This window comes from Streptomyces yatensis (genome assembly GCF_018069625.1).
In the GTDB taxonomy this organism is placed as follows: domain Bacteria; phylum Actinomycetota; class Actinomycetes; order Streptomycetales; family Streptomycetaceae; genus Streptomyces; species Streptomyces yatensis.
Window position 1 is genome coordinate 5,201,216 of sequence record NZ_CP072941.1, and the last position, 22,985, is coordinate 5,224,200.

General features: G+C 70.0%; 21 protein-coding genes and 3 tRNA genes. 10 read left to right on the forward strand and 14 right to left on the reverse strand.

What is annotated here, in order from left to right; all coding sequences use genetic code 11:
- Window positions 1–146 precede the first annotated feature (146 nt).
- Window positions 147–233: transfer RNA gene (locus tag J8403_RS21705), tRNA-Leu, on the reverse strand.
- Between the two features lie 326 nt (window positions 234–559).
- On the opposite strand from J8403_RS21705, the gene J8403_RS21710 reads away from it, so the two are divergent.
- The 6 genes from J8403_RS21710 to pknB all read left to right on the forward strand — a co-directional run bounded on the left by J8403_RS21710 (window position 560) and on the right by pknB (window position 8,683).
- Window positions 560–1,408, forward strand: a complete 849-nt coding sequence (locus J8403_RS21710; protein WP_211124626.1) for an FHA domain-containing protein — start codon at window positions 560–562, stop codon at window positions 1,406–1,408.
- Window positions 1,409–1,418: 10 nt separating this feature from the next.
- A complete protein-coding gene (locus J8403_RS21715) occupies window positions 1,419–1,937 on the forward strand; it encodes an FHA domain-containing protein FhaB/FipA (protein WP_014053590.1) in 519 nt (172 codons plus the stop codon).
- Between the two features lie 75 nt (window positions 1,938–2,012).
- Entirely contained in the window at window positions 2,013–3,599 is a 1,587-nt protein-coding gene (locus J8403_RS21720; RefSeq protein ID WP_211124627.1) for a PP2C family protein-serine/threonine phosphatase, read from the forward strand.
- 22 nt (window positions 3,600–3,621) lie between these two features.
- Window positions 3,622–5,034, forward strand: a complete 1,413-nt coding sequence (locus J8403_RS21725) for an FtsW/RodA/SpoVE family cell cycle protein (RefSeq protein ID WP_211124628.1) — start codon at window positions 3,622–3,624, stop codon at window positions 5,032–5,034.
- Window positions 5,031–6,503, forward strand: a complete 1,473-nt coding sequence (locus tag J8403_RS21730) for a peptidoglycan D,D-transpeptidase FtsI family protein (RefSeq protein ID WP_211124629.1) — start codon at window positions 5,031–5,033, stop codon at window positions 6,501–6,503. Before J8403_RS21725 ends, J8403_RS21730 begins: the two co-directional genes overlap by 4 nt.
- A 167-nt stretch (window positions 6,504–6,670) precedes the next feature.
- Window positions 6,671–8,683 carry a Stk1 family PASTA domain-containing Ser/Thr kinase gene (gene pknB, locus J8403_RS21735; RefSeq protein ID WP_211124630.1) on the forward strand — a complete coding sequence of 671 codons (2,013 nt, stop codon included), beginning with the start codon at window positions 6,671–6,673 and terminating at the stop codon, window positions 8,681–8,683.
- Between the two features lie 171 nt (window positions 8,684–8,854).
- Here the strand turns inward: pknB and J8403_RS21740 are convergent, their stop codons facing one another.
- From J8403_RS21740 to J8403_RS21765, 6 genes are all read right to left on the reverse strand, one after another.
- On the reverse strand, window positions 8,855–9,595 hold the full coding sequence (locus tag J8403_RS21740; RefSeq protein ID WP_211124631.1) for a class E sortase: 741 nt from the start codon (window positions 9,593–9,595) through the stop codon (window positions 8,855–8,857).
- A gap of 40 nt (window positions 9,596–9,635) precedes the next feature.
- Window positions 9,636–11,111 carry a class E sortase gene (locus J8403_RS21745; RefSeq protein WP_211124632.1) on the reverse strand — a complete coding sequence of 492 codons (1,476 nt, stop codon included), beginning with the start codon at window positions 11,109–11,111 and terminating at the stop codon, window positions 9,636–9,638.
- Window positions 11,108–11,758, reverse strand: a complete 651-nt coding sequence (locus J8403_RS21750; protein ID WP_078642451.1) for an aminodeoxychorismate/anthranilate synthase component II — start codon at window positions 11,756–11,758, stop codon at window positions 11,108–11,110. Before J8403_RS21750 ends, J8403_RS21745 begins: the two co-directional genes overlap by 4 nt.
- Complete coding sequence (locus J8403_RS21755) at window positions 11,755–11,931, reverse strand: hypothetical protein (RefSeq protein ID WP_086710638.1); 177 nt, start codon at window positions 11,929–11,931, stop codon at window positions 11,755–11,757. The genes J8403_RS21750 and J8403_RS21755 overlap by 4 nt, the downstream gene beginning before the upstream one ends.
- 84 nt (window positions 11,932–12,015) lie before the next feature.
- Complete coding sequence (locus J8403_RS21760; RefSeq protein ID WP_211124633.1) at window positions 12,016–12,693, reverse strand: class E sortase; 678 nt, start codon at window positions 12,691–12,693, stop codon at window positions 12,016–12,018.
- 82 nt (window positions 12,694–12,775) lie between these two features.
- Complete coding sequence (locus tag J8403_RS21765; protein ID WP_211124634.1) at window positions 12,776–13,546, reverse strand: DUF881 domain-containing protein; 771 nt, start codon at window positions 13,544–13,546, stop codon at window positions 12,776–12,778.
- 145 nt (window positions 13,547–13,691) lie between these two features.
- Here J8403_RS21765 and crgA point away from each other — a divergent pair, with 145 nt between their 5' ends.
- A complete protein-coding gene (gene crgA / locus J8403_RS21770) occupies window positions 13,692–13,949 on the forward strand; it encodes a cell division protein CrgA (protein ID WP_030827826.1) in 258 nt (85 codons plus the stop codon).
- A gap of 348 nt (window positions 13,950–14,297) precedes the next feature.
- On the opposite strand, the gene J8403_RS21775 is transcribed toward crgA, so the two are convergent.
- The gene (locus tag J8403_RS21775) at window positions 14,298–15,182 is read right to left on the reverse strand and encodes a rhomboid family intramembrane serine protease (protein WP_211124635.1); all 885 of its coding nucleotides are present in this window, start codon (window positions 15,180–15,182) and stop codon (window positions 14,298–14,300) included.
- Window positions 15,183–15,293: 111 nt separating this feature from the next.
- Window positions 15,294–15,827, reverse strand: coding sequence for a peptidylprolyl isomerase (locus J8403_RS21780; RefSeq protein WP_059143818.1), 534 nt, complete (start codon window positions 15,825–15,827; stop codon window positions 15,294–15,296).
- Between the two features lie 296 nt (window positions 15,828–16,123).
- Between J8403_RS21780 and J8403_RS21785 the strand changes: the two genes are divergently transcribed.
- Window positions 16,124–16,846, forward strand: a complete 723-nt coding sequence (locus tag J8403_RS21785; RefSeq protein ID WP_211124636.1) for a DUF5324 family protein — start codon at window positions 16,124–16,126, stop codon at window positions 16,844–16,846.
- Between the two features lie 132 nt (window positions 16,847–16,978).
- Here J8403_RS21785 and J8403_RS21790 read toward each other — a convergent pair whose 3' ends face one another.
- The gene (locus J8403_RS21790) at window positions 16,979–18,130 is read right to left on the reverse strand and encodes a response regulator (RefSeq protein ID WP_211124637.1); all 1,152 of its coding nucleotides are present in this window, start codon (window positions 18,128–18,130) and stop codon (window positions 16,979–16,981) included.
- Window positions 18,131–18,317: 187 nt separating this feature from the next.
- Window positions 18,318–18,390: transfer RNA gene (locus J8403_RS21795), tRNA-Ala, on the reverse strand.
- A gap of 118 nt (window positions 18,391–18,508) precedes the next feature.
- On the opposite strand from J8403_RS21795, the gene J8403_RS21800 reads away from it, so the two are divergent.
- Window positions 18,509–19,057, forward strand: a complete 549-nt coding sequence (locus J8403_RS21800; RefSeq protein ID WP_078642446.1) for a helix-turn-helix domain-containing protein — start codon at window positions 18,509–18,511, stop codon at window positions 19,055–19,057.
- 45 nt (window positions 19,058–19,102) lie between these two features.
- Window positions 19,103–20,818, forward strand: a complete 1,716-nt coding sequence (locus J8403_RS21805) for a serine/threonine-protein kinase (protein WP_211124638.1) — start codon at window positions 19,103–19,105, stop codon at window positions 20,816–20,818.
- A gap of 184 nt (window positions 20,819–21,002) precedes the next feature.
- On the opposite strand, the gene J8403_RS21810 is transcribed toward J8403_RS21805, so the two are convergent.
- From J8403_RS21810 to J8403_RS21820, 3 genes are all read right to left on the reverse strand, one after another.
- Window positions 21,003–22,358: a hypothetical protein gene (locus J8403_RS21810; protein ID WP_211124639.1), complete on the reverse strand. Its 1,356-nt coding sequence runs from the start codon at window positions 22,356–22,358 to the stop codon at window positions 21,003–21,005.
- 211 nt (window positions 22,359–22,569) lie between these two features.
- A complete protein-coding gene (locus tag J8403_RS21815; RefSeq protein WP_003958712.1) occupies window positions 22,570–22,704 on the reverse strand; it encodes a DLW-39 family protein in 135 nt (44 codons plus the stop codon).
- A gap of 192 nt (window positions 22,705–22,896) precedes the next feature.
- Window positions 22,897–22,970, reverse strand: a tRNA-Ile gene (locus J8403_RS21820).
- Window positions 22,971–22,985: the final 15 nt, after the last annotated feature.

The following is a 22,985-nucleotide window of genomic DNA, read 5'->3' on the forward strand; positions in this document are numbered from 1 at the left end:
AGGGGCCTCCCCTCCCCGGGGAGGCCCCAGCCATTTCCCCTGGAAGGCAAGGCTCCGGCAAAGCCCCGGCAAGGAACGCCCCTGCCACAACGCGAAGCGGGCCTCCCAAAAGCGACTTTCGTCACTTCCGAGAGGCCCGCTCCGACTGGTGCGCGAGGGGGGAGTTGAACCCCCACGCCCTTTCGGGCACTGGAACCTGAATCCAGCGCGTCTGCCTATTCCGCCACCCGCGCATGGGTGCTGCCGTCCGGCCACTCGTCCCGCTCCCCGGTTGATCGTCTCGATCCGTCCGGTTCGTGTGGAGCGCCTTTCGACATCCAGAACATTAGCACGCCCTCCGGGGTGCAATCACACCCGTTACCGGCGCCCCCGCCCCCACCCGTCCGTGGAGCGTCACGGTTGCGGGACACTGTCGTCAGGGCACCTCTACGATCCCTGTGAGAGGTGACACTGCTCCACAGGGCCAGGAAGGGGAACCACCCGATTTCCCGACGCGTGGATACGATCAGTAAGCAGTACCAGGACGGCATAGAGCACGACTGACGGAAGGAGGTGCCCCGTGGGAGTACTGAAACGCTTCGAGCAGCGTCTCGAGGGCCTCGTGAACGGCACCTTCGCCAAGGTGTTCAAGTCCGAGGTCCAGCCTGTCGAGATCGCCGGCGCCCTCCAGCGGGAGTGCGACAACAACGCCACGATCTGGAACCGCGACCGGACGGTCGTCCCCAATGACTTCATCGTCGAGCTGAGCACGCCCGACTACGAGCGGCTCAGCCCGTACTCCGGCCAGCTCGGCGACGAGCTGGCCGGCATGGTCCGCGACTACGCCAAGCAGCAGCGTTACACCTTCATGGGCGCCATCAAGGTGCATCTGCAGAAGGCCGACGATCTCGACACCGGCCTGTACCGGGTGCGCAGCCGGACGCTGGCGTCCAGCGAGTCCCAGGACGCGCAGCAGGCGCCGGGCCGCCCCGGCGCCGGAGCCCCGCAGCAGCGCCCCGGCGGTTACGGCTACCCCGCCCAGCCCGCCGGTGCCCCGCCGATGCCGTCCACGCCCCCCGGCGCCCGTCCGGTGCCCCGCACCGGCGGAACCGGAGCCGGGGCCGGCGCCGGAGCCCAGCAGCAGGGTCAGACCCGGCGCTGGATCGAGATCAACGGCAGCCGCCACCAGATCTCCCGGCCCACGCTCGTCCTGGGCCGCTCCACCGACGCTGACGTGCGGATCGACGATCCCGGTGTCTCCCGCAGACACTGCGAGATCCGGGTCGGAACCCCACCGACCGTGCAGGATCTCGGGTCGACCAACGGCATCGTGGTGGACGGACAGCACACCACGCGCGCTACGCTCCGCGACGGCTCGCGGATCGTCGTGGGCAGCACCACCATCGTTTACCGGCAAGCCGAAGGGTGAAGCGGGGGCAATGTCAGAGCTGACCCTCACGGTCATGCGGTTGGGTTTCCTCGCCGTACTGTGGCTGTTCGTCATCGTGGCCGTCCAGGTCATCCGCAGCGACCTGTTCGGGACCCGCGTGACCCAGCGCGGTTCGGCGCGGCGCGGCGCCCCCGACCGGCCGCAGCAGCAGCAACAGCGGCAGAGCGCGCCGCCGCCGCAGCGCCAGCAGTCCGGTGGCCGCGGCCGCCGCGGTGCCCCCACCAAGCTGGTGGTCTCCGAGGGCACGCTCACCGGCACCACGGTCGCCCTCCAGGGCCAGACCATCACCCTCGGCCGTGCGCACGATTCAACAATCGTGCTGGACGACGACTACGCCTCCAGCCGGCATGCCAGGATCTACCCGGACCGTGACGGCCAGTGGATCGTCGAGGATCTCGGGTCCACCAACGGCACGTATCTCGACCGGACCCGACTCACCACACCGACACCGATCGCGCTGGGTGCGCCGATTCGCATCGGCAAGACCGTCATCGAGCTGCGGAAGTAGTAGGACCATGACGACCGGAGGGTGGGCAGCGTGGTTGGCAAGGGGCTGTACCCGGAGCCGACAGGCGAGGTGCGCATGAGTCTGTCACTGCGTTTCGCGGCCGGATCGCACAAAGGCATGATCCGGGAGGGCAACGAGGACTCCGGCTATGCCGGTCCCCGGCTGCTCGCCATCGCCGACGGCATGGGTGGCCAGGCCGCCGGCGAGGTCGCCAGCTCCGAGGTGATCTCCACCCTCGTCCAGCTCGACGACGACGTCCCGGGCTCGGACATCCTGACGTCCCTCGGCACCGCCGTGCAGCGGGCCAATGACCAACTGCGCGTCATGGTCGAGGAGGACCCCCAGCTGGAGGGCATGGGCACCACGCTCACCGCCCTGCTGTGGACCGGTCAGCGGCTCGGCCTGGTGCACGTCGGCGACTCGCGCGCGTATCTGCTGCGCGACGGTGTGCTCACCCAGATCACCCAGGACCACACCTGGGTGCAGCGGCTGGTCGACGAGGGCCGGATCACCGAGGAGGAGGCGGGCACCCACCCGCAGCGCTCCCTGCTGATGCGCGCGCTGGGCAGCGGCGACCATGTCGAGCCCGATCTGTCCATCCGCGAGGTCCGGGCCGGGGACCGCTATCTGATCTGCTCCGACGGCCTGTCCGGCGTCGTGAGCCACCAGACCCTCGAGGACACCCTCGGCAGCTACCAGGGCCCCCATGAGACCGTGCAGGAGCTGATCCAGCTCGCCCTGCGCGGCGGCGGCCCCGACAACATCACCTGCATCGTCGCCGACGTCCTCGACGTCGACGGCGGCGACACCCTGGCCGCCCAGCTCAACGACACCCCCGTGATCGTGGGCGCGGTCGCCGAGAACCAGGTCCCCCTCGGGGACGGCGGCGCCGCGCACACCCCCGCGGGCCGCGCGGCCGAGCTCGGCCGGTCCGTACCGCAGCAGGGCGACCCGCACGGCGGCTTCGGCCCTCCCGGCAGCGGCGACCCGGCCATGGGCGGTCTGCCGCAGGGCAGTTACGGCGACTACGCGGATGGCGACTTCACCAAGAAGGGCGGCGCCAAGGCCTGGGCCAAGCGGTCGCTCTTCATCGTGCTGGGCCTGGCCGTGATCGGCGGCGGGCTCTACGGCGGCTATCGCTGGACCCAGACGCAGTACTACGTGGGCTCCAACGGCGACCATGTCGCGATCTACCAGGGCATCAGCCAGGACCTCGCCTGGATCAAGCTCAACAAGGTCCATGAGGACCACCGCGAGATCGAACTCAAGTACCTCCCGGCCGACCAGCGCGGCCGTGTGGAGGACACCATCACGGTCAGCGGGCTCGGCCAGGCCCAGGACAAGACCAAGGACCTCGCCACCCTCGCCGGCGCCTGTAAGAAGGCCGAGGCCCAGGAGAAGGCCGAGGACAGCCAGAAGGACCTCACCGGCGGCGACAAGGACAAGAACGGCGGCTCCGGGGGCAGCCCCTCCAACAGCGCCAGCCCGTCCAGCAGCGGCGCCCAGTCCGGGGACGACAAGACCGAGAACCAGCTGGGGGCGCGCGCCGCGAAGGCCACCACCAAGCCCACGCCGACGACGTCTCCCACTCCGAAGCCCGGCCCCACCCTCTCGGAGGAGGAGAAGAAGTTGGTCCCGCAGTGCAGCAGCACCCAGCAGTGAAGCCGTAAGGGGCCGTCCACCCATGAGCAGTAGTACGACCAACACGACGACGATCAGTACGGCCGGGCCGCCGAGCAGGCGGAACACCGAGCTGGCCATGCTCGTCTTCGCGGTGATCATTCCGGTCTTCGCGTACGCCAACGCGGGTCTGGCGCTCAGCGACGAGATGCCCTCCGGCATGCTCAGCTACGGCATCGGGCTCGGTCTGCTGGCCGCCGTCGGCCATCTGGTGGTCCGGAAGTTCGCGCCCTACGCGGATCCGCTGATGCTGCCGATCGCCACGCTCCTCAATGGGCTGGGGCTGGTGCTCATCTGGCGTCTGGACCAGTCCAAGCGGCTGGCCCAGCGGGCGGAGAACGCCGGTCAGGTCTTCGCTGCCTCGGCCCCCAACCAGCTGATCTACTCGGCGCTGGGCGTCGCCCTCTTCGTCGGCGTCCTGATCCTGCTCAAGGATCACCGCCTCCTCCAGCGCTACACCTACATCTCCATGGTGGTGGCGCTGATCCTGCTGATCCTGCCGGTGTTCTTCCCGCCCCGTTTCGGCGCGCGCATCTGGATCAGCATCGGCAGCTTCTCCATCCAGCCCGGCGAGTTCGCCAAGATCATCATCGCCGTGTTCTTCTCCGGCTACCTGATGGTCAAGCGCGACGCGCTCGCGCTGGCCAGCCGCCGCTTCATGGGGCTGTACCTGCCCCGCGGCCGTGACCTCGGCCCGATCCTGGTGGTCTGGGGGATGAGCATCCTCATCCTCGTCTTCGAGACCGACCTGGGCACCTCGCTGCTGTTCTTCGGCCTCTTCGTCGTGATGCTGTACGTCGCCACCGAGCGCACCAGCTGGATCGTCTTCGGTCTGCTGATGTCCGCGGTCGGCGCGGTCGGCGTCGCCACCTTCGAACCGCACGTCCAGCAGCGGGTGGACGCCTGGCTCGACCCCTTCGCGGCGTTCAAGACCGGCGGCAGCGACCAGATCGCCCAGGCGATGATGGCCTTCGGCTCCGGCGGCGTCTTCGGCACCGGCCTCGGCCAGGGCAACTCCGACCTCATCGGCTTCGCCGCCAACTCCGACTTCATCCTGGCCACGGTCGGCGAGGAGCTCGGGCTCGCGGGCACCATGGCGATCCTGCTGCTCTACGGCCTGATCGTGGAGCGCGGTGTGCGCACCGCGCTGGCCGCCCGTGACCCGTTCGGCAAGCTGCTGGCCATCGGCCTCTCCGCGGCCTTCGCCATCCAGGTCTTCGTCGTCGCGGGCGGTGTGATGGGCCTCATCCCGCTGACCGGTATGACCATGCCGTTCATCGCGCAGGGCGGCTCATCCGTCATCGCCAACTGGGCACTCGTCGCCATTCTGATCAAGGTCAGCGACACCGCGCGCCGTCCGGCGCCGACGCCCGCTCCCACCACAGACGCCGAGATGACCCAGGTGGTCCGACCGTGAACAAGCCGCTGCGCCGAATCGCGATCTTCTGCGGACTTCTCGTCTTCGCCCTGCTGCTGCGGGACAACTGGATCCAGTACGTGCAGGCCGACGAGCTCAAGAACCACGACAAGAACCGCAGGGTGCTGATCGCGCGTTACGGCCAGCCGCGCGGCAACATCATCGTCGACGGCCAGCCGATCACCGGATCCGTCGAGACCAACGGCACCGACTTCAAGTACAAGCGCACCTACAAGAACGGTCCCATGTGGGCACCGGTCACCGGGTTCGCCTCGCAGGCCTACGACGCCAACCAGATCGAGAAGCTCGAGGACCAAATCCTCACGGGCAACGACGACCGCCTCTTCTTCAACCGGACGATCGACATGATCACCGGTAAGAAGCAGAAGGGCGGCGACGTCATCACCACCCTGAACGGCAAGGCCCAGAAGGCCGCGTTCGAGGGCCTCGGTGACAAGAAGGGCGCCGTCGCCGCGCTCGACCCGCGCACCGGCAAGATCCTCGCCCTCGCCTCCACCCCGAGCTACGACCCCTCGAAGTTCGCGGGCGCCTCGAAGAAGGACGAGGAGGCGTACAACGCGCTCAAGCCGGACGTCGACAAGGACGACCCGATGCTCAACCGGGCGCTGCGGCAGACCTACCCGCCCGGCTCGACCTTCAAGGTCGTCACCGCGGCGGCCGCGCTGGAGAACGGCAAGTACACCGACATCGACGGGCCGACCGATTCGCCGGACCCCTGGAAGCTCCCGCTGTCCACCCAGCCGCTGCCCAACGAGGGGGACATCCCCTGCAAGAACGCCTCGCTGCGGCAGGCGCTCCGCTTCTCCTGCAACACGGTCTTCGGCAAGCTCGGTGACGACCTGGGCAAGGACAAGATGCTCGAGGAGGCCGAGAAGTTCGGCTTCAACGAGGAGGTCTTCACACCGGTCCGCGCCGACGCCAGCATCTACCCCGAGAAGATGGACCAGCCGGGCAACGCGATGTCGGCCATCGGCCAGTTCGACAACCGGGCCACCCCGCTGCAGATGGCGATGGTCGCCGCCGCGGTCGCCAACGACGGCAAGCTGATGAAGCCGTACATGATCGACTCGCTGCGCGCGCCCAACCTCAACACCATCGAGCAGACCGACCCGGAGGAGATGAGCCAGCCGCTCAGCTCGGAGAACGCCCAGAAGCTCCAGAGCATGATGGAGACCGTGGTCAAGGAGGGCACCGGCACCAGCGCCCAGATCCCGGGCGTCACGGTCGGCGGCAAGACCGGTACCGCGCAGCACGGCGTCGCCAACAGCAAGAACCCCTATGCGTGGTTCATCTCCTACGCCAAGGGGGATGACGGCTCGCCGGTCGCGGTCGCGGTGGTCATCGAGGGGTCCGACACCCTCCGCGGCGACATCGCCGGTGGCAAGCTGGCCGCGCCGATCGCCAAGAGCGTGATGCAGGCCGTACTGGAAACCGCGAGCGACAAGTGACCCCCGTCACGTCCGGATACCAATCCCGCACGTCGCCGTACCGGTCCGGTATCAGATAGCGACTGAGGCCGGGTCCCGTAAGACGTGCCGGGTACGGTATGCGCGAGCAGCACTTCGCCGGCCCCCACAGGTGCGGCCGGGAACCACGGAAGAGGGCTGGAGTAGCTATGGAAGAGCCGCGTCGCCTCGGCGGCCGGTATGAGCTGGGCTCAGTGCTCGGCCGCGGTGGCATGGCGGAGGTCTACCTCGCGCACGACACCCGCCTCGGCCGTACTGTCGCTGTGAAGACGCTCCGGGCGGACCTCGCCCGTGACCCGTCCTTCCAGGCCCGGTTCCGCCGAGAGGCCCAGTCGGCCGCCTCGCTCAACCATCCCGCGATCGTCGCGGTCTACGACACCGGCGAGGACTACGTCGACGGTGTCTCGATCCCCTACATCGTGATGGAGTACGTCGACGGTTCCACGCTGCGAGAGCTTCTCCACTCGGGCAGAAAGCTGCTCCCCGAGCGCTCGCTGGAGATGACCACCGGCATCCTCCAGGCACTCGAGTACTCGCACCGCAACAACATCGTCCACCGGGACATCAAGCCGGCCAACGTGATGCTCACGCGGGACGGCCAGGTCAAGGTGATGGACTTCGGCATCGCCCGCGCCATGGGCGACGCCGGTATGACCATGACGCAGACGGCCGCCGTCATCGGCACCGCCCAGTACCTCTCCCCCGAGCAGGCCAAGGGCGAGACCGTCGACGCGCGCAGCGACCTGTACTCCACCGGCTGTCTGCTCTACGAGCTGCTGACCGTGAGGCCGCCGTTCGTGGGCGACTCCCCGGTGGCCGTCGCGTATCAGCATGTGCGGGAGGACCCGCAGCCGCCGAGCACCTACGACCCCGAGATCACCCCGGAGATGGACGCCATCGTCCTGCGGGCACTGGTCAAGGACCCCGACTACCGCTACCAGTCGGCCGACGAGATGCGTGCCGACATCGAGGCGGCCCTGGAGGGGCAGCCGGTGGCCGCCACCGCCGCGCTGGGCGCGGTCGGCTACGGCTCCGACGACCAGCCCACCGCGATGCTGCGGCCGCAGAACTCCGGTGCCGGGGCGCAGACCTCGATGCTTCCGCCGATGCGCGAGGACGACGGCGGCTTCGGCTACGACGAGCGGCCGGACCGCGGCCGGGGGCGCGGGGGCTCCGGCAAGAAGAGCAACCTCTCGACGATCCTGCTGATCGTCGCGGGGATACTGGTCCTGGTCGGCGCGATCTTCATCGGGAAGTCGCTGTTCGGCGGCGGTAAGAACGACGAGATGGTCCCGGTCCCCAATCTGGTCGGCAAGACGATCGCCGACGCCAAGAGCCAAGGGGAGAACGGCGACTTCAAGATCAAGAACGTCGGCTCCAAGTTCTGCGAGAACGCGGACAAGGACACCGTCTGCGAGCAGAACCCCGAGAGCGGCGGCGAGATCAAGCGGTACGGCGTGGTCGAGCTGACCATGTCCAAGGGCCCCAAGCCCGCCGCGAGGGTCGAGGTGCCCGACGTACTGAACGTGCAGTTCCAGTCGGCCAAGGACCAGCTCGAGGCCAAGGGCTTCAAGGTCGAGCAGAAGACCCAGCAGTCGGACCAGACCGCCGGCAAGGTGATCGACCAGGACCCGAAGGGCGGCAAGAAGGTCGCGAAGGGCGCCACGATCACCCTGACCGTCGCCGAGGCGCAGCAGAAGGTCACCGTCCCCGACGTGACCACGCAGAAGGTCGCGGACGCCACGGCCGCCCTCCAGCAGAAGGGCCTCAAGGTCCAGACGCAGGAGGTCGACAACGGCGACGTCGAGGCCGGCACGGTCACCGACCAGACGCCCAAGGGCGGCCAGGAGGTCCTGCCCGGTTCGACGGTCACGCTGACCGTCGCCAAGGCCGCCGCGGAGAACGTGCCGGTGCCCAACCTGGGTGGCCAGAAGCTCAAGGACGCCAAGAAGGCGCTCCAGGACCTGGGCCTGAACGTGGGCAACATCGCCGGTCCGCAGGACGACGAGGCCACCGTGGTGGCCAGCCAGCCCGGTGCGGGCACCCAGGTGCCCAAGGGCCAGTCGGTGAACCTCATCACGGTCGCCGGGCAGGGCAACGGAGGGAACGGCAACGGAGGCGGGGACGGCGGAGGCATCTTCGGCGGCCAGAACGGCTTCTAGGCGCACACAGCAGTGACACGGGGAAGCCCCCGGCATCCTGAGAAGGGTGCCGGGGGCTTCTTCGTGCTCAGGGGCCTTCCGAGGGGGCAGGAGGCCGTCCCGAGGGGGCAGGAGGCCGTCCCGAGGGGGCAGGAGCCCGTCCCGAGGGGGTCAAACGCAGTTCCTTGGGGGTCAGCGCAGTTCCTTGGGGGGCGTGCGGTCCGCGTCGACCTTCTCGGTGCGCTCCAATTCGCCCCACACGATGTAGCGGTGGCGGGAGGTGTAGACGGGGGTGCAGGTCGAGAGCGTGATGTAGCGGCCCGGCCGCTTCCGGCCCGACTCCTTCGGGACCGCGTTCAGCACGTCCACGTTGTACTTCGAGGTCTCCGGCAGCGTCGCGTAGACCTTGTAGACGTACCAGGTGTCGCGGGTCTCGAAGACCACCGCGTCGCCGTCGTGGACCTTGTCGATGTTGTGGAACTTCGCGCCGTGCCCGTCCCGGTGCGCGGCCAGGCTGAAGTTGCCCTTCTTGTCCCACGGCATCGCGGACTTGACCGGCTGGGTGTAGTAGCCGGCCACACCGTCGTTGAGGGTCTCGGTGCTGGTGCCCTTCTTGACCAGCACCTCGCCGTTGTGCATGGACGGTACGTGCAGGAAGCCGATACCGCTCTTGGTGTCCAGCCCGCCCGGCCCCTGCTGCGACCAGTGCTTGCGCACCCGGTCGCCCTGCTTCTTCGCCTCGCGGTCGGCCAGGACGTTGGTCCACCACAGCGAGTAGACGACGAACAGGGCGAGAATCAGCCCCGCGGTGATCAGCAGCTCGCCGAAGACCGCTATGGCCGAGGCTACCCACCCACGGCCGGGACGACGGCTGGGCGTTGCGGGCGGGCCGGGGTGCCGGTCCTGCCGCTCGTCGTGGTCGGTCCGTGCCACCGCGTCGTACCCCTTTTTCTGGTTTCCCGGCTGTTCCCGCTCATTCGACCAGCGCGTCCGGCTTTCCCTTGCTACGCGGCCGCTCCTCGACCATCTTGCCCCAGAGGATCATCCGGTAGGTGCTGGTGAATTCGGGGGTGCAGGTGGTCAGCGTGATGTACCGGCCCGGCTCGGTGAAGCCGGAGCCGGGCGGCACCGGCTTGATGACGCCCGTGTTGGACGGCGACGTCTGCGGCAGGATGCTGCTCATCGCGTAGGTGTAGTACCGGCTCTGCGTCTCGACGACGATCTCGTCGCCGGGCTTGAGGCGGTTGATGTAACGGAACGGCTCGCCATGGGTGTTGCGATGCCCGGCGAGCGCGAAGTTGCCCTTCTTGTCCCACGGCATGGCGGTCTTCAGCGGGCTCTTGCCGTAGTGGCCGACCATGCCGCGGTCGAGGACCTTGTGCTTGTCGATGCCCTCCGCGATCGGCGCCTTCACATCCAGCTTGGGGATGTAGATGATCGCGAACCCCTGCCCGGGGGAGAAGGTGCCCGGGTTCCGGTCGTCGCCGCCGTTCGCGTCCCACTTCTTCTGCAGGTTGTTGGCGGCACCGTCGGCCTGCTGATGGGCACGGATGTTCGTCCACCAGAGCTGATAGGTGACGAAGAGCAGCATCACCACGCCGAGGGTGATGAACAGCTCGCCGATCACCCGGCTCGCCACCACCCCGGGGCTGTCCTTACGGGCCCGCGCGGCGCGCTTGGCCTCCATACGGGTGCGGGGCGGGGCGTCCCCGGCGCTCCCCGCGCCCTCCGTGGGCCCTGTGGCGCCCGCCTCGGCCGCGCCCCGCCGGGCGCGGGAGCCATGCCGTCCGGCGCGCTTCCCGGCCTCCTGGGCGGCCTTACGGCGGGCGGCCCGGCCACCGGGCGGGGGCTCGGCGACGCTGTCCCGGTCCGGCTCGACCTTGCGCAGCGCCATGGTCTGGTCGGCGGGCCCCGCCTCCACGGCGCGCAGGGCGACCGTCTCGTCGTCGCCCCGGGGCCGCATCGGGGGCAGGACTGCCGTCTCCGCGGCCTCCGGGACGCGTCCGGACGTCTCGGAGGGGCGTCGGGGCGTCCCCGGGGCGCGTACGGGCGTCTGAGGGGCGTATGCGGACCCTGAGGGCCCTGAGGGCCCCGGGGACCCCGAGGAGGCCGCGCGGGCGCGTCGGCGCCCCGTGGGCGGCCCGGCGGCTTCAGCGGCCTCTTCCGGCCCGAAGGGGGTCGTGCGGGCGCGCCGTCGGCGGCCGGTGGGCGGCGGCACGGAGAGCGACGCGGTGCCCGTGGTCCGCCCCGTGGGCCCGGCCGGGGCGGAGTCCGGCAGCGGGTCGGCCAGAGGGTCCCGATGGCCCTCCCCGGCCGCCGCGAACGCGTCCGGGCCCCCGCCGTGGGCGTCGTGGGCGGCATGCTGCTGATGAGACCCGTACGGCGGGTACGGGGCGGCCTCCCGGGCACCGTGGCCGGCGCCCTCGCGCTCAGGGCGCGGTCCGGTCACTCGCCGGCCTTACCGCCGACCGCCCCGACCACCGGGGCGAGCCCCGCGGACCGCCCCACGGCATCCGTGTCCCCGCACTCCACCAGCCAGTTGGCGAGCATCAGATGGCCCCATTCGGTGAGGACCGACTCGGGATGGAACTGGACGCCCTCGACCCGCAGTTCACGGTGGCGCAGCCCCATGGCGATGCCGGTCTCGGTCCAGGCCGTGATCTCCAACTCCGGGGGCACCGTCCCCCGCTCCACGGCCAGCGAGTGGTAGCGGGTGGCGGTGAAGGGCGTGGGCAGTCCGCTGAAGACGCCGGCGCCCTCATGGGTCACCAGCGAGGTCTTGCCGTGCAGCAGCTCCGGGGCCCGCCCGACGACGCCGCCGTAGGCGACGGCCATGGACTGCATCCCCAGGCAGACGCCGAACACCGGTACGCCGGTGCTCGCGCAGTGCCGCACCATGTCGACGCAGACCCCCGCCTCCTCCGGCGTGCCCGGCCCGGGGGACAGCAGGACGCCGTCGAAGCCGTCCTGGGCGTGGGCGAGCGAGACCTCGTCGTTGCGCACCACCTCGCACTCGGCGCCGAGCTGGTAGAGGTACTGGACGAGGTTGAAGACGAAGCTGTCGTAGTTGTCGACGACCAGGATGCGCGCGCTCATCGCGGACCCGCCATTCCCTCGTCGACCGTCACGTCATTGAACGGCAGCAGGGGCTCCGCCCAGGGGAAGACGTACTGGAAGAGCACGAAGACGATCGCCAGCACCAGCACGAGCGAAATCAGCGCCCGCATCCATGCGTTACCCGGCAGATGCCGCCAGATCCAGCCGTACATGCCATCCCTACTCACCGATGACGAAGTCGATTGCAGCACCGGAGTGCAGCACCAGAGTAAGGGGCGCGGGGTGGGGCCGGAGGGTCAGCTGTACAAAGCCTTGGGCTTGCCTTGGGCAACCGATTGGGTCGCGTCGAGGTGCGCCCAGGTGATCAGGCGGTGGCTGTGGCCCCACTCCGGCTCACAGGTGGTCAGCGTGAGATAGCGCCCGGGGCGCCGGAAACCGGACGCGCGCGGCACCGGATCGATCACCCCGGTGTCGGTCGGCAGGGTGCGGTAGGGCCTCCGGTCGACGCGGTAGGTGAACCAGGTGGTGCCGTCGGTCAGCACCACCGCGTCACCGGGGCGCAGCGCGGGGAAGTCCTTGAAGGGGTCTCCGTACGTGCGGCGATGTCCGGCGACGGCGAAATTGCCGAGGGCCCCGAGGCGGGCGGTGCGGGAGTAGTGGCCGAGCCCCTTCTTCAGGGTGCCGGTGGCGGTGCCCTCGAGGACGGGCTTGGCCCAGCCGGCGCCGAAGCGCGGGATGTACATGATCGCGAAGGAGTCGCCGGACGCGTAGCGGCGGGGTTCGGACGAGGGCTCGGCGCCGGCGGTGACCGTGCCGGTGGCCCATCGGTCCTGGAGGTGGTCGATCTCGCCGTCCATGGCGCGGTCGGCCCGTACCGAGGTCCAGTACAGGACGTAGACCACCAAAAGGATGATCAGGGCTCCGACGGTGACGCAGATCTCACTGAGCGTCCTGACGATCAGCCGCGTTCTCATCGGCCCCCACTGTCCGCCCCGCTGACCCCCGTGCCGCCGGCCCGTATCCCTGGGCCGTGCCGCGTACCGGTGTCCGCCGGTGCTATCCGATGGGCTGTGCCTGGTGCAGATCCACTGTGCCGGAGTAGCCGGGAAGAGTCACCGTGTCGTGCTGGTCGACTTTCCAGCCGAGGCCGTACGCGTCGACATAGCTGCGGTAGTTCTGGATCGCGGGCGAGGCGGTGAGGGCGGCGCTCAGCTTGCCCCGGTCACCCACAGCGGTGACCTTGTAGGGCGGTGAGTAGACCTGGCCCTGCAGGATCAGGGTGTTGCCGACGCAGCGCACCGCGCTGGTGGAGATCAGCCGCTGATCCATGACCTTGATCCCCTTGGCGCCGCCCTGCCAGAGCGCGTTGACCACGGCCTGCAGGTCCTGCTGGTGGATGACGAGATCGTTGGGCTGGGGGTCCGGGACGCCGGGGATCTGCGGGGTGGCGTTCGGCGGGGCGTCGGTGAGGGTGACCGTGAGGCCGGCTCCGGAGAGCTTCCTGGTGCCGGCGGTCTTCTCCAGCTCGGCCAGCTTGCGGCGCTCGGCCTGGGTGCTGCCGTTGTCCCGGCGGGCGAGGGCGTCGACCTCGGAGCGTATTTTGCCGGTGCTGTCGCCCAGGGTGCCGTTCTTACGGCTGCGTTCCTGGATGAGGTCGGAGAGCCGCAGCATCGATTCATCGCTGCGGATATTGGTGCCCTGTGCTGTGTTGAAACTGGTCCAGAAGATCACTCCGGCCAGCGCGAAGACCGCGCCGGTCAGCAGTCGCACGGGCCGGAACCGGGGGCGGCGGGACGCCGGGGTGGGGGAGTCAGCGGAATTGCTCAACGTACCCTTACTCCTTACGACGCCGCGGAAGGACTACGCTAACGGACGTGTGGGGGAGGGACGTGGTCCCCGTCGCTGTCCCGCCCCGGCGCCGTCCGTACACATCCCCGCGCGGTCACGCAGCGCATCGACAGGAGAGTTCCTCGTGCCGAAGTCACGGATCCGCAAGAAGGACGACTTCACGCCGCCGCCGGCGAAGCAGGCAGCCAGCATCAACTTGAACAGCGGCCGCCGGTGGGTGGCACCGCTGATGCTGGCCATGTTCCTGATCGGCCTCGCGTGGATCGTCATCTTCTACGTGACCACGGGTGATATGCCGGTCGAGTCGCTGGGCAACTGGAACATCGTGGTCGGCTTCGGCTTCATCGCCGCGGGCTTCGTCGTCTCCACCCAGTGGAAGTGACCCGGCTGTCCCCACGCCGGTCCCCAGGTTGTCCACAGAGTTATCCACAGCCGGGGAAAACTCAGAAGATCTGTGGATAACCTCTGCCGTGTTGACGCCGGTGTGACCGGCGACGGGCGTCTGTTCGATCGTTCACACCCCCGCTTTCCTGCGAAAACGCAGGTCAGTCGGGGGTCGTACGCAGGTTCTCCACAGGTTGCGCATGATCCACCACTTGCTGTGGACAACTGACCGAGCCCGGCTCGGCCCCATGTGCCGGAGATCGACGGGAGCCGTCCACGGCCCTGCGGACGGCCCTGACGGGAGGACGTCCGTGGCGGCCCGCCGAGCGCCGGCCGGCCGCCCCGCTCAGCCGGTGAGCTGGATCGTCCGGATCCACACCATGGCGACGATCGCGAGCAGCACCAGGGCGCAGGTCCCGCGCTGCACCAGTGCCCGCTTCTCACGGGGCGCGTGCACCATCCCGTACGCCACCACCGTGCCCGCGACCAGGCCGCCGACATGGGCCTGCCAGGCGATTCCGGACCAGGTGAACGTGAAGAGCAGATTCAGCGCCAGCAGCGCGATGACCGGCCGCATGTCGTAGTTCAGCCGGCGCATCAGCACGGCGGTGGCGCCGAGCAGGCCGAAGATCGCTCCGGAGGCGCCCAGCGAGGGCTGGTTCTGCGCGGCGAGGAGATACGACAGCGCGCTGCCGCCCAGCCCCGACAGCATGTAGAGCACGATGAAGCGGACGCGGCCGAGCGCGGCCTCCAGCGGTCCGCCGATCCACCACAGCGAGAGCATGTTGAAGGCGATGTGGATCAGCTGCTGGTGAAGGAAGATCGAGGTGACCAGCCGCCACCACTGGCCCTCGGCGACTCCGACGATCTGCGCCGCGCCGGGGTCATAGGCCCGTCCGACCAGGTCGAGATCGTTCACCAGCCGGTCGCCCGCGGACAGCGCCGCGAGCCACACCGCGATGTTGATGGCGACCAGGATCTTGGTGATCAGCCGGGGATCCGAAGTGATCGCGCCGCCGGCCATGGTGCGCGGCTGGGCGGCACGCGGCGGGGGACCGGCGGCCGAGGCCCCGGCCCCGGCGGGCACCCGTCCGCTCACGCACTCGGGGCAGTGGAACCCCACAGAGGCGCTGATCATGCACTCGGGGCAGATCGGGCGCTCACAGCGGGCGCAGCTGATGCCGGTCTCCCGCTGGGGGTGCCGATAGCAGCAGACCGCCTGGTCCTCCATGATGTCCCCTCGCCCCTTGTCCACTTCTGATCGGGCGTTCCCCCGCCCCGCTTGTTCACACGGACACTTGTTCACACGGACAAGCGGGGCATGAAAGTTCCCCGTACGGGCTCAGCCCTCGCGGGTCTCCACGACGACCGACTCGATGACGACGTCCTGCAGCGGACGGTCGGTGCGCGGGTTGGTCGCGGTGCCCGCGATCGCGTCGACGACCTTCTTGCTGGCCTCGTCGGCGACCTCGCCGAAGATGGTGTGCTTACCGGTCAGCCATGCGGTCGGGGAGACCGTGACGAAGAACTGCGAGCCGTTGGTGCCCGGGCCGGCGTTGGCCATCGCGAGCAGGTACGGCTTGTTGAAGGCCAGGTCCGGGTGGAACTCGTCACCGAACTCGTAGCCCGGGCCACCGGTCCCGTTGCCCAGCGGGTCCCCGCCCTGGATCATGAAGCCGCTGATCACCCGGTGGAAAACGGTGCCGTCGTAGAGCTTCTCCTTGGCCTTCTTGCCAGTGGCCGGGTGGGTCCACTCGCGAGTGCCTTCGGCCAGTTCGACAAAGTTCTTGACCGTCTTGGGGGCGTGGTTCGGCAGCAGCCGGACCACGATGTCGCCATTGTTCGTCTTCAGGGTGGCGTAAAGCTGCTCGGCCACGATCAACCTTCCATCGTTTTCACTTCCGTCTCCTGATCCTCGCACGGACGCAAGGTCGACGAGTAGCCGCGGAGGCGGCGCCGGGCGCGCCGATCCGCGTGGTTTCAACGAGAATCCTCCGTATGACCCAGATGCCCGGTCACGCATGCTGCCTGTGCTGCGAACGGGCATGATCTCCACAAACAGGCATGATCTTTCTTGGGATGGAAACACGAAACTGGGCAAATAGAGCGCGCGACGCAAGCGCGCGACTCTGAGCCCGGGAGCTTGACCACGCCACCGAGGAGGAGGATCCCGTGACCCGCATTGACAGCGTGCGAGCCGCGACCGGCACAGCCAAGGGCAGCGTTCTGCACGCCGCGGAGGCGGTGGCACCCTACGCCGGCACGGCCAAGGACACCGCATCGCGCTACGCGCACGAGGCCCGCGTACGGCTGGCGCCGAAGGTGTCGACCGCGGCGCACCAGGCCCGGTGCACGGCCGGTGCCCAGTACCACGCCCATATCGAGCCCATGCTCAACCAGGCCCGTGGCACCCTGCCGCCGAAGGTGGACCAGGCCGCCACCCGGGCCGCCAAGCGCACCCGTAAGGCCGCCCGTCACGCCGCCGACTACACCGGTCCGCGGATGGAGCAGGCGATGGCCGGGGTGCGCGCCGCCGCCGGGCCGGCGCGCGAGGAGGCCGCCGTCCGTACCGCCGCGGCCATCGCGGCGCTGCGCACCCATGTGACGGCCGCGGAGATCGAGAAGCTGGCCAGGAAGCACCGCCGCCGGGCCCGGACCGCCCGGGTCGCCAAGCGTGCGGCCTTCATCGGACTGGTCGGCGCGGGCGTCTTCGCCGCGTGGAAGTGGTGGGACAAGCAGGCCAACCCCGACTGGCTGGTCGAGCCCCCGGCGGCGACCGAGGTGGGCGACCGGGAGCGGCTTTCGGCGGTGGACGGCAGCGACCAGAGCGCCCTTGACCCCGAGGTCCAGGCCAAGCAGGCCGAGGCCGAGGCCCGCCGGGACGACGAGCGCTGACCAGCGACGACGAGCGCTGAACGGCGCCGCATACGGCGTCCGGGGCTGCCCTCCGCGAGGGGCGGGAGATCTGATGATCTCCCGCCCCTCGCCTCATCTCGGCCCCGTCTCGGCCCTGTCTCCGGCCCCGGCTCAGTCCGCCGGGTCCTCCCCCTGGGAACGGCGCTGCCGGCGCTCCAGGAAGATCTCGGTGAAGACCGAGACCTTGGCCCGCAGCGCCCAGGGGTCGAACGGCTTGGCCATGTAATCCACCGCACCGGCCGCATAGCCCCGCGAGGCGTTCTCCGGGTCGGCGCCCATCGCGGTGAGGAAGATGATCGGGATGTCGCGGTTACGGGAACGCCGCTTGATGTGGGCCGCCGTCTCATAGCCGTCCATCTCGGGCATCTGCACATCCAGCAGGATCACCGCGAAGTCGTCATGGTCGAGCAGCGCCTTGAGTGCCTCCTGCCCGGAGGTCGCGGTCACCAGCTCCTGGTCGAGCGTGGCCAGCACGGCCTCCATGGCCAGCAGATTGTTCTGCTGGTCGTCCACTACGAGGATCTTGGGCCGCGGCCCGGTGCCCCGCCTGGGCACCGCGGGTCCCTCCGGAACCGCCGGCTCGTCCTCCGGCTGTGGCACCGCGGCCGGGGGCTGGGACTCCACCATGGCCAGCTGCCGCTCCAGGACCAGGCAGCGCTCCTCCGCCAGCCGGCCCCGCAGCCGCACGTCTTCCAGCTCCTCGGTGAGCCGCCCCACCTCCTGGCGGAGCAGATCCCGCTCCTTGATCAGCTCCTTCCGGTCCGGGAGCTCCCGCTCCAGCGCGTCCGCCCGGGCGCGCTCCGTGGCCCAGGCCGCCTCGGCCTGGTTCAGCCGCACCTCGAGATCGGCGATGCGGTGCTTGCGGTCCAGCAGCGCCTCGCCCAGCACGTCCTGGTGGGCCATGGACACCCGCGCGTCCCGGTCGGCATCGGCCAGCTGGATCTGCAGGATCTCCATGGCATGGCCGGGGGAGCGGCTGGTGCGGACCGCGGCCCGGTGCAGCTCCCGCACCAGCTCGATGGCGGCGGGGGTGGGAGCGACGCCCCGCCGCGCCGCGAGATCGGTGAACAGATCGAAGACGAACTCCCACGGCGGGATGCGGGTGCCGCTCAGAAACCGCGAGATGGTGCTCGGATCCCGGTGTCTGCGCACGGCATATCTGCGCACCGAGATCCCCAGCCCCAGGAACAGCTTCCTCAGCTCCACAGCGAAGGCCCGGCACTCCCCGGGCAGGTTCTCGCCCAGCGGATGCAGCTCACCCATCGTGTCCCCCTGTACGGCGGCTCGCGCCGATCAGACGACTCCCGGGCGATCTGCCCGAGTTGTGAGAAACACCCTGGAGCATCCCGCGGGTGTTGCGCCGGGCAATGACAGGAGTGGCAACACCGATATCAGGGGCGAAACAAACCAGCCAGGACACCGATCACGATGTCCTGGCTGGTGACGAAGGTGGAGCCTAGGAGAGTCGAACTCCTGACATCCGCCATGCAAAGACGGCGCTCTACCAACTGAGCTAAGGCCCCGTCGCCGATCAGGATACCTGCTACCGGCCACCATTCCCGACCGGGTATCGCTCGTGCGTAGCGCTCTCCGTAGGATGCCACGCAAGATTCGCGGCAGCGAAGCGAAGGGGAGAGCGAGATGGACGCAACACAGCAGGATGCCACCGCGCGCGCACGGGAGCTTCAGCGCAGCTGGTACGGGGAACCGCTGGGGGCGCTCTTTCGCCGTCTCATCGATGATCTCGGTCTGAACCAGGCCCGTCTCGCCGCCGTCCTCGGGCTGTCCGCGCCCATGCTCTCGCAGCTCATGAGCGGCCAGCGCGCCAAGATCGGCAACCCCGCCGTCGTCCAGCGGGTGCAGGCCCTGCAGGAGCTGTCCAGCCAGGCGGCGGACGGCAGGGTCAGTGCCGCCGAGGCCGCCGAGCGCATGGAGGAGATCAAGAAGTCCGCGGGCGGCTCGGTCCTCAACTCCACCCAGTCCACGGCGACGAGCACCGGCGCCCCGACCGTTCGGCGAGTGGTGCGCGAGATCCAGTCGCTGCTGCGGTCCGTGGCGGCCGCCGGGGACATCATCGATGCCGCCGACTCCCTCGCCCCGACCCACCCCGAGCTGGCAGAGTTTCTCCGTGTGTACGGCGCCGGGCGGACCGCCGATGCGGTCGCCCACTACGAGGCGCACCAGAGCTGACGGGCTGAACTGCTGACGAGTCGATGACGGGGCGGGCACGGCGCGATGGGTGAGATCTTCGCGGGCCGGTACGAGCTGGTGGACCCGATCGGGCGTGGGGGCGTGGGCGCCGTATGGCGCGTCTGGGACCACCGCCGCCGACGGTACGTGGCAGCGAAGGTGCTCCAGCAACGTGACGCCCATACGCTGCTGCGCTTCGTCCGGGAACAGGCCCTGCGGATCGACCACCCCCATGTGCTGGCGCCGGCCAGCTGGGCGGCCGACGACGACAAGGTGCTGTTCACCATGGATCTGGTGGGCGGCGGCTCGTTCGCCCATCTCATCGGGGACTACGGCCCGCTGCCGCCCCGTTATGTGTGCACCCTGCTCGACCAGCTGCTTTCCGGACTGGCCGCGGTACACGCCGAGGGCGTGGTGCACCGGGACATCAAGCCCGCGAACATCCTGCTGGAATCCACCGGGACCGGGCGGCCGCATGTGCGGCTGTCCGACTTCGGCATCGCGCTGACCAAGGGCGAGCCGCGCCTCACCGAGGCCAACTACGTGATGGGCACTCCGGGTTACTTCGCGCCCGAGCAGATGATGGGCGACGACCCGGACTTCCCGGCGGACCTCTTCGCCGTGGGGCTGGTGACGCTCTATCTGCTCAACGGGCACAAGCCCGACGCGGAGGCGCTCGTCAAGCTCTTCGAGCAGGGAGTGCCGAACGCGCCCACGGGGGTGCCGGAGCCGCTGTGGCAGGTGATCGCGGGTCTGCTGCAGCCGGACCCCGAGGACCGCTTCCGCACCGCCACAGGAGCGCGGAAGGCCCTGGCGACGGCCGTCGACCTGCTGCCCGAGGCCGACCTGGACGACGACGCCATCGAGGTCTTCGACCACCTCGGGCCGCTGCCCGCCGGGTTCGACGCCAATGGGCCGACCCGGCCGCGCCGCCGCCACGCGAAGACGGACCCACCCAGAGACAGCGGCGCGAACGGCGCGGCGCCCTCTCCGTCTCAGACCGCCGCCGACGCGGGCTCCGCCGCCGAGGCGTCCCCTCCCCAGCCGGCCGCCCCACAGCCGTCCATGTCCGACACCGGCAGCTTCACCCTCCCGCCGCCGCTCCCCCGGACCGACCAGCCAGGGACACCGCACACCGAGCCCCCGCCCGGCCAGGCCTCGCACACCGGGTCTCCGGGGGCTCCGTCCTCCGGCGTCCCGCACGCTGAATCCCCGCACGGCCAACCCCCACATGCCCAGACGCCCCTGAGCCGGACCCCACCGCCCCAGCCCGCGGGCCCACCGACACCGACGCCCCCGCCGCCGACCGCCCGGCCCGCGACTCCGCCCCCGCCGGTCCAGCGGCCGTCGATGCCGCAGTCGATGCCCCACCCACTGACCCCGCCGACCCCCTCGACGGCGGCCCCGCTCCCACCGGCTCAGCCACCCGCGCAGCATCCGCACCACGCACAGCAGCCCCCACACCCCGTACAGTCGGTGCACCACGCGCACCCGCATACGCCCACCCCCGCTTCCGCTCCGGCCGCGGCTCCCTCGCCGACACCGACGCCAACGCCGACACCCACACCGACTCCGACCCCGACACCGACGCCGCCCCCGCGTGATTTCCCTTCTACTCGTCCATACACCGCCGGGCGGCCGCAGGTTCCCGCGGCGACGCGGCCGCGTCCCGGGCCGTCCCGGAAAGCGGCGCTCTCGATCCTGATCGTCGCGGCGGTGTGCTTCGCCGTCGGCGCGTGGGCGCTGGTGGCCGCGGGCTGACGTCGCCCATACGCCGACGGCGCCCCGCCGACGTCACCACCCCTGAAGGCCCTGACGGGCGCCCCCGCCGACGTCACCGCCCCTGACGAAGCCCCCGCCGACGCCAGCCCCTGACGGCGGCCTCTGACGGCGGCCCCCTGACTGCGCCTCCCCTGGCGCACCCCCAGCGAAAGCAGGGCCCCAACTACCAGCCCGGCGGCGGCCCGTACCGCTGCGCGGAGGCCCGGCGCCGGGCGGCGAGCGTCCACACGCCGAGCCCGAGCACCAGAGCCGTCCCCGTGCCGATCCCCGCGTACCCCACCACCCGCAACGCGGTCTTCTCCGAGTCGGCGGCGCCGGAGCCAGGACTCGCCATCCGATCGTCGTCCGCTGCGTCCGGATGGCGCTTGGCCGCCTTCCGGTCGGCCGCCGTGAGGCCGAACCCCGCCTCGACCGGGTCCCTGTCGTAGCTGGGCCCGCCGCGCGCGGCGCCCGCGACCCGTACCCGCAGGACGACCGGCACCGGGCCGTTCAGATGCGGTGCCACCTGCGGCGGGTTGAGGGTGACCGCAAGGAAGTACCCACCGCTGAAGCTCATCGCGCGGACCGTGGAGCCGGTGTTGGCATACCGGTTTCCGTAGGCCACCGGTGCGGTGGCCACCTGGGTGCGGGGCGCATCGCCGTCCTGCGCGGCGGGGATGCCGCGCTTGGCGAGCCCGCGCGCCGGGTTGTACGCGTGCAGCGCCAGGGCGCGGTCGAGCGGACGGGTGCTCTGGTCCTTGTCGTCGGCGGACAGTTCGGCGGCGGCGGTGAGGCGCTGCCCCCAGTCGACGGGCACCCGGTAGAAATGCGTCTCCCCCGGCGTGATCTCGTCCTTCCAGACGCCGCTCCCCAGGGTCGGCGCGTCGGTGAAGCCGCGTCCGCCGCGCCGCGGCCAGGGAGTGCCGTCCGGCGGCTCGGGGGACGGCGTGCTCCAACTCCCCTCCGGAGCCGCTCCCGTGGCCCCGCCCTTCACCGGTGGCTCCACCATCAGCCGGAGCTCCACAGGCCAGCGCTCCGGGTCCGGTGACCCGTCCTGGCGCTCCACCGTCACCACATAGCGCCCCGCTTCATGGCAGGAGGCCGGGCCGGAGTCCATCTGGCGGGAGGCGTAGTCGGCGAGGGGATAGGCGACGCCATTGGTTTCGATCTTCGGGGCGGCGGTGCCGCAGATGCCCCCTTCAGGGCTCTCCAGCGTCACCTTCACACCATCGCGGTACGAGGTCACGTCCGCACCCGGCCGGGGCGCGGCGACCGCTGAGACATAGGCGGCTGACTTCGTGTCGAGCGTCACGCCGTAGTACCGCTTCTCGCCCGGTCCGACGCTGTCGACATAGGTGCGGCCGGCCGTCAGGGACGGGGCGTCCGAGTCGGCGTCGGCGCCGGATATCCGGGTGCCGCGGGTCTCGTACGCCCGGGCCCCGTCGGCGGCGTCGGCGAGGGACGTCCCCGGCGCCGCGGCCACCGCGCACAGTGCCGCCACCGCGGCGAGACCGGCCCTGACCTTGCGGCGGTCCTTCATCGCGCGTCACTCCTCGTCGTACCGGCCGGTCGGCCCGTTCAACTTTGCCTGTGCAAGCCATTCGTTTGCGAGAGTGAAACACGAAGGCCCCCCGTCTTCCCATCCCCCGGCGCCCCTGCCCCTTCCCCGCACGGCGCCAGTAAAGCCGACGGGGCCCCGACCGCTCCAGCGGTCGGGGCCCCGAACTGGGACTGTCTTAGGAGCTAGGAGCTCACACACCCGAACCTGCGGGCACGGAGTCGGTCGCCTCCGTCCACAGATCCTGCTCGGCGCGATCCGCCTGGATCTGGCGGTACACGAGGAGCCCGCCGATGGCGGCCAGTGCGACCAGGAGCAGCTTCTTCACTGCGCTACCTCGTCTCTTTCTTGACGTAGGGGACCTCTGGCGCCCGATGATACACACCGACCGATACCGATCGGTGACCTATGACCGGCATTGGCCGGTGAGAAACCGGGCAGGGGCCGGGGATCAACTCCCGGCCCCCCATACGACATCAGCCTGGATGAAGAAGATCTTCATCCAGGCTGATCGCGACGGTGGGGCTAACAGGACTTGAACCTGTGGCCTCTTCCTTATCAGGGAAGCGCTCTAACCGTCTGAGCTATAGCCCCGCGCTGCACCGAAAG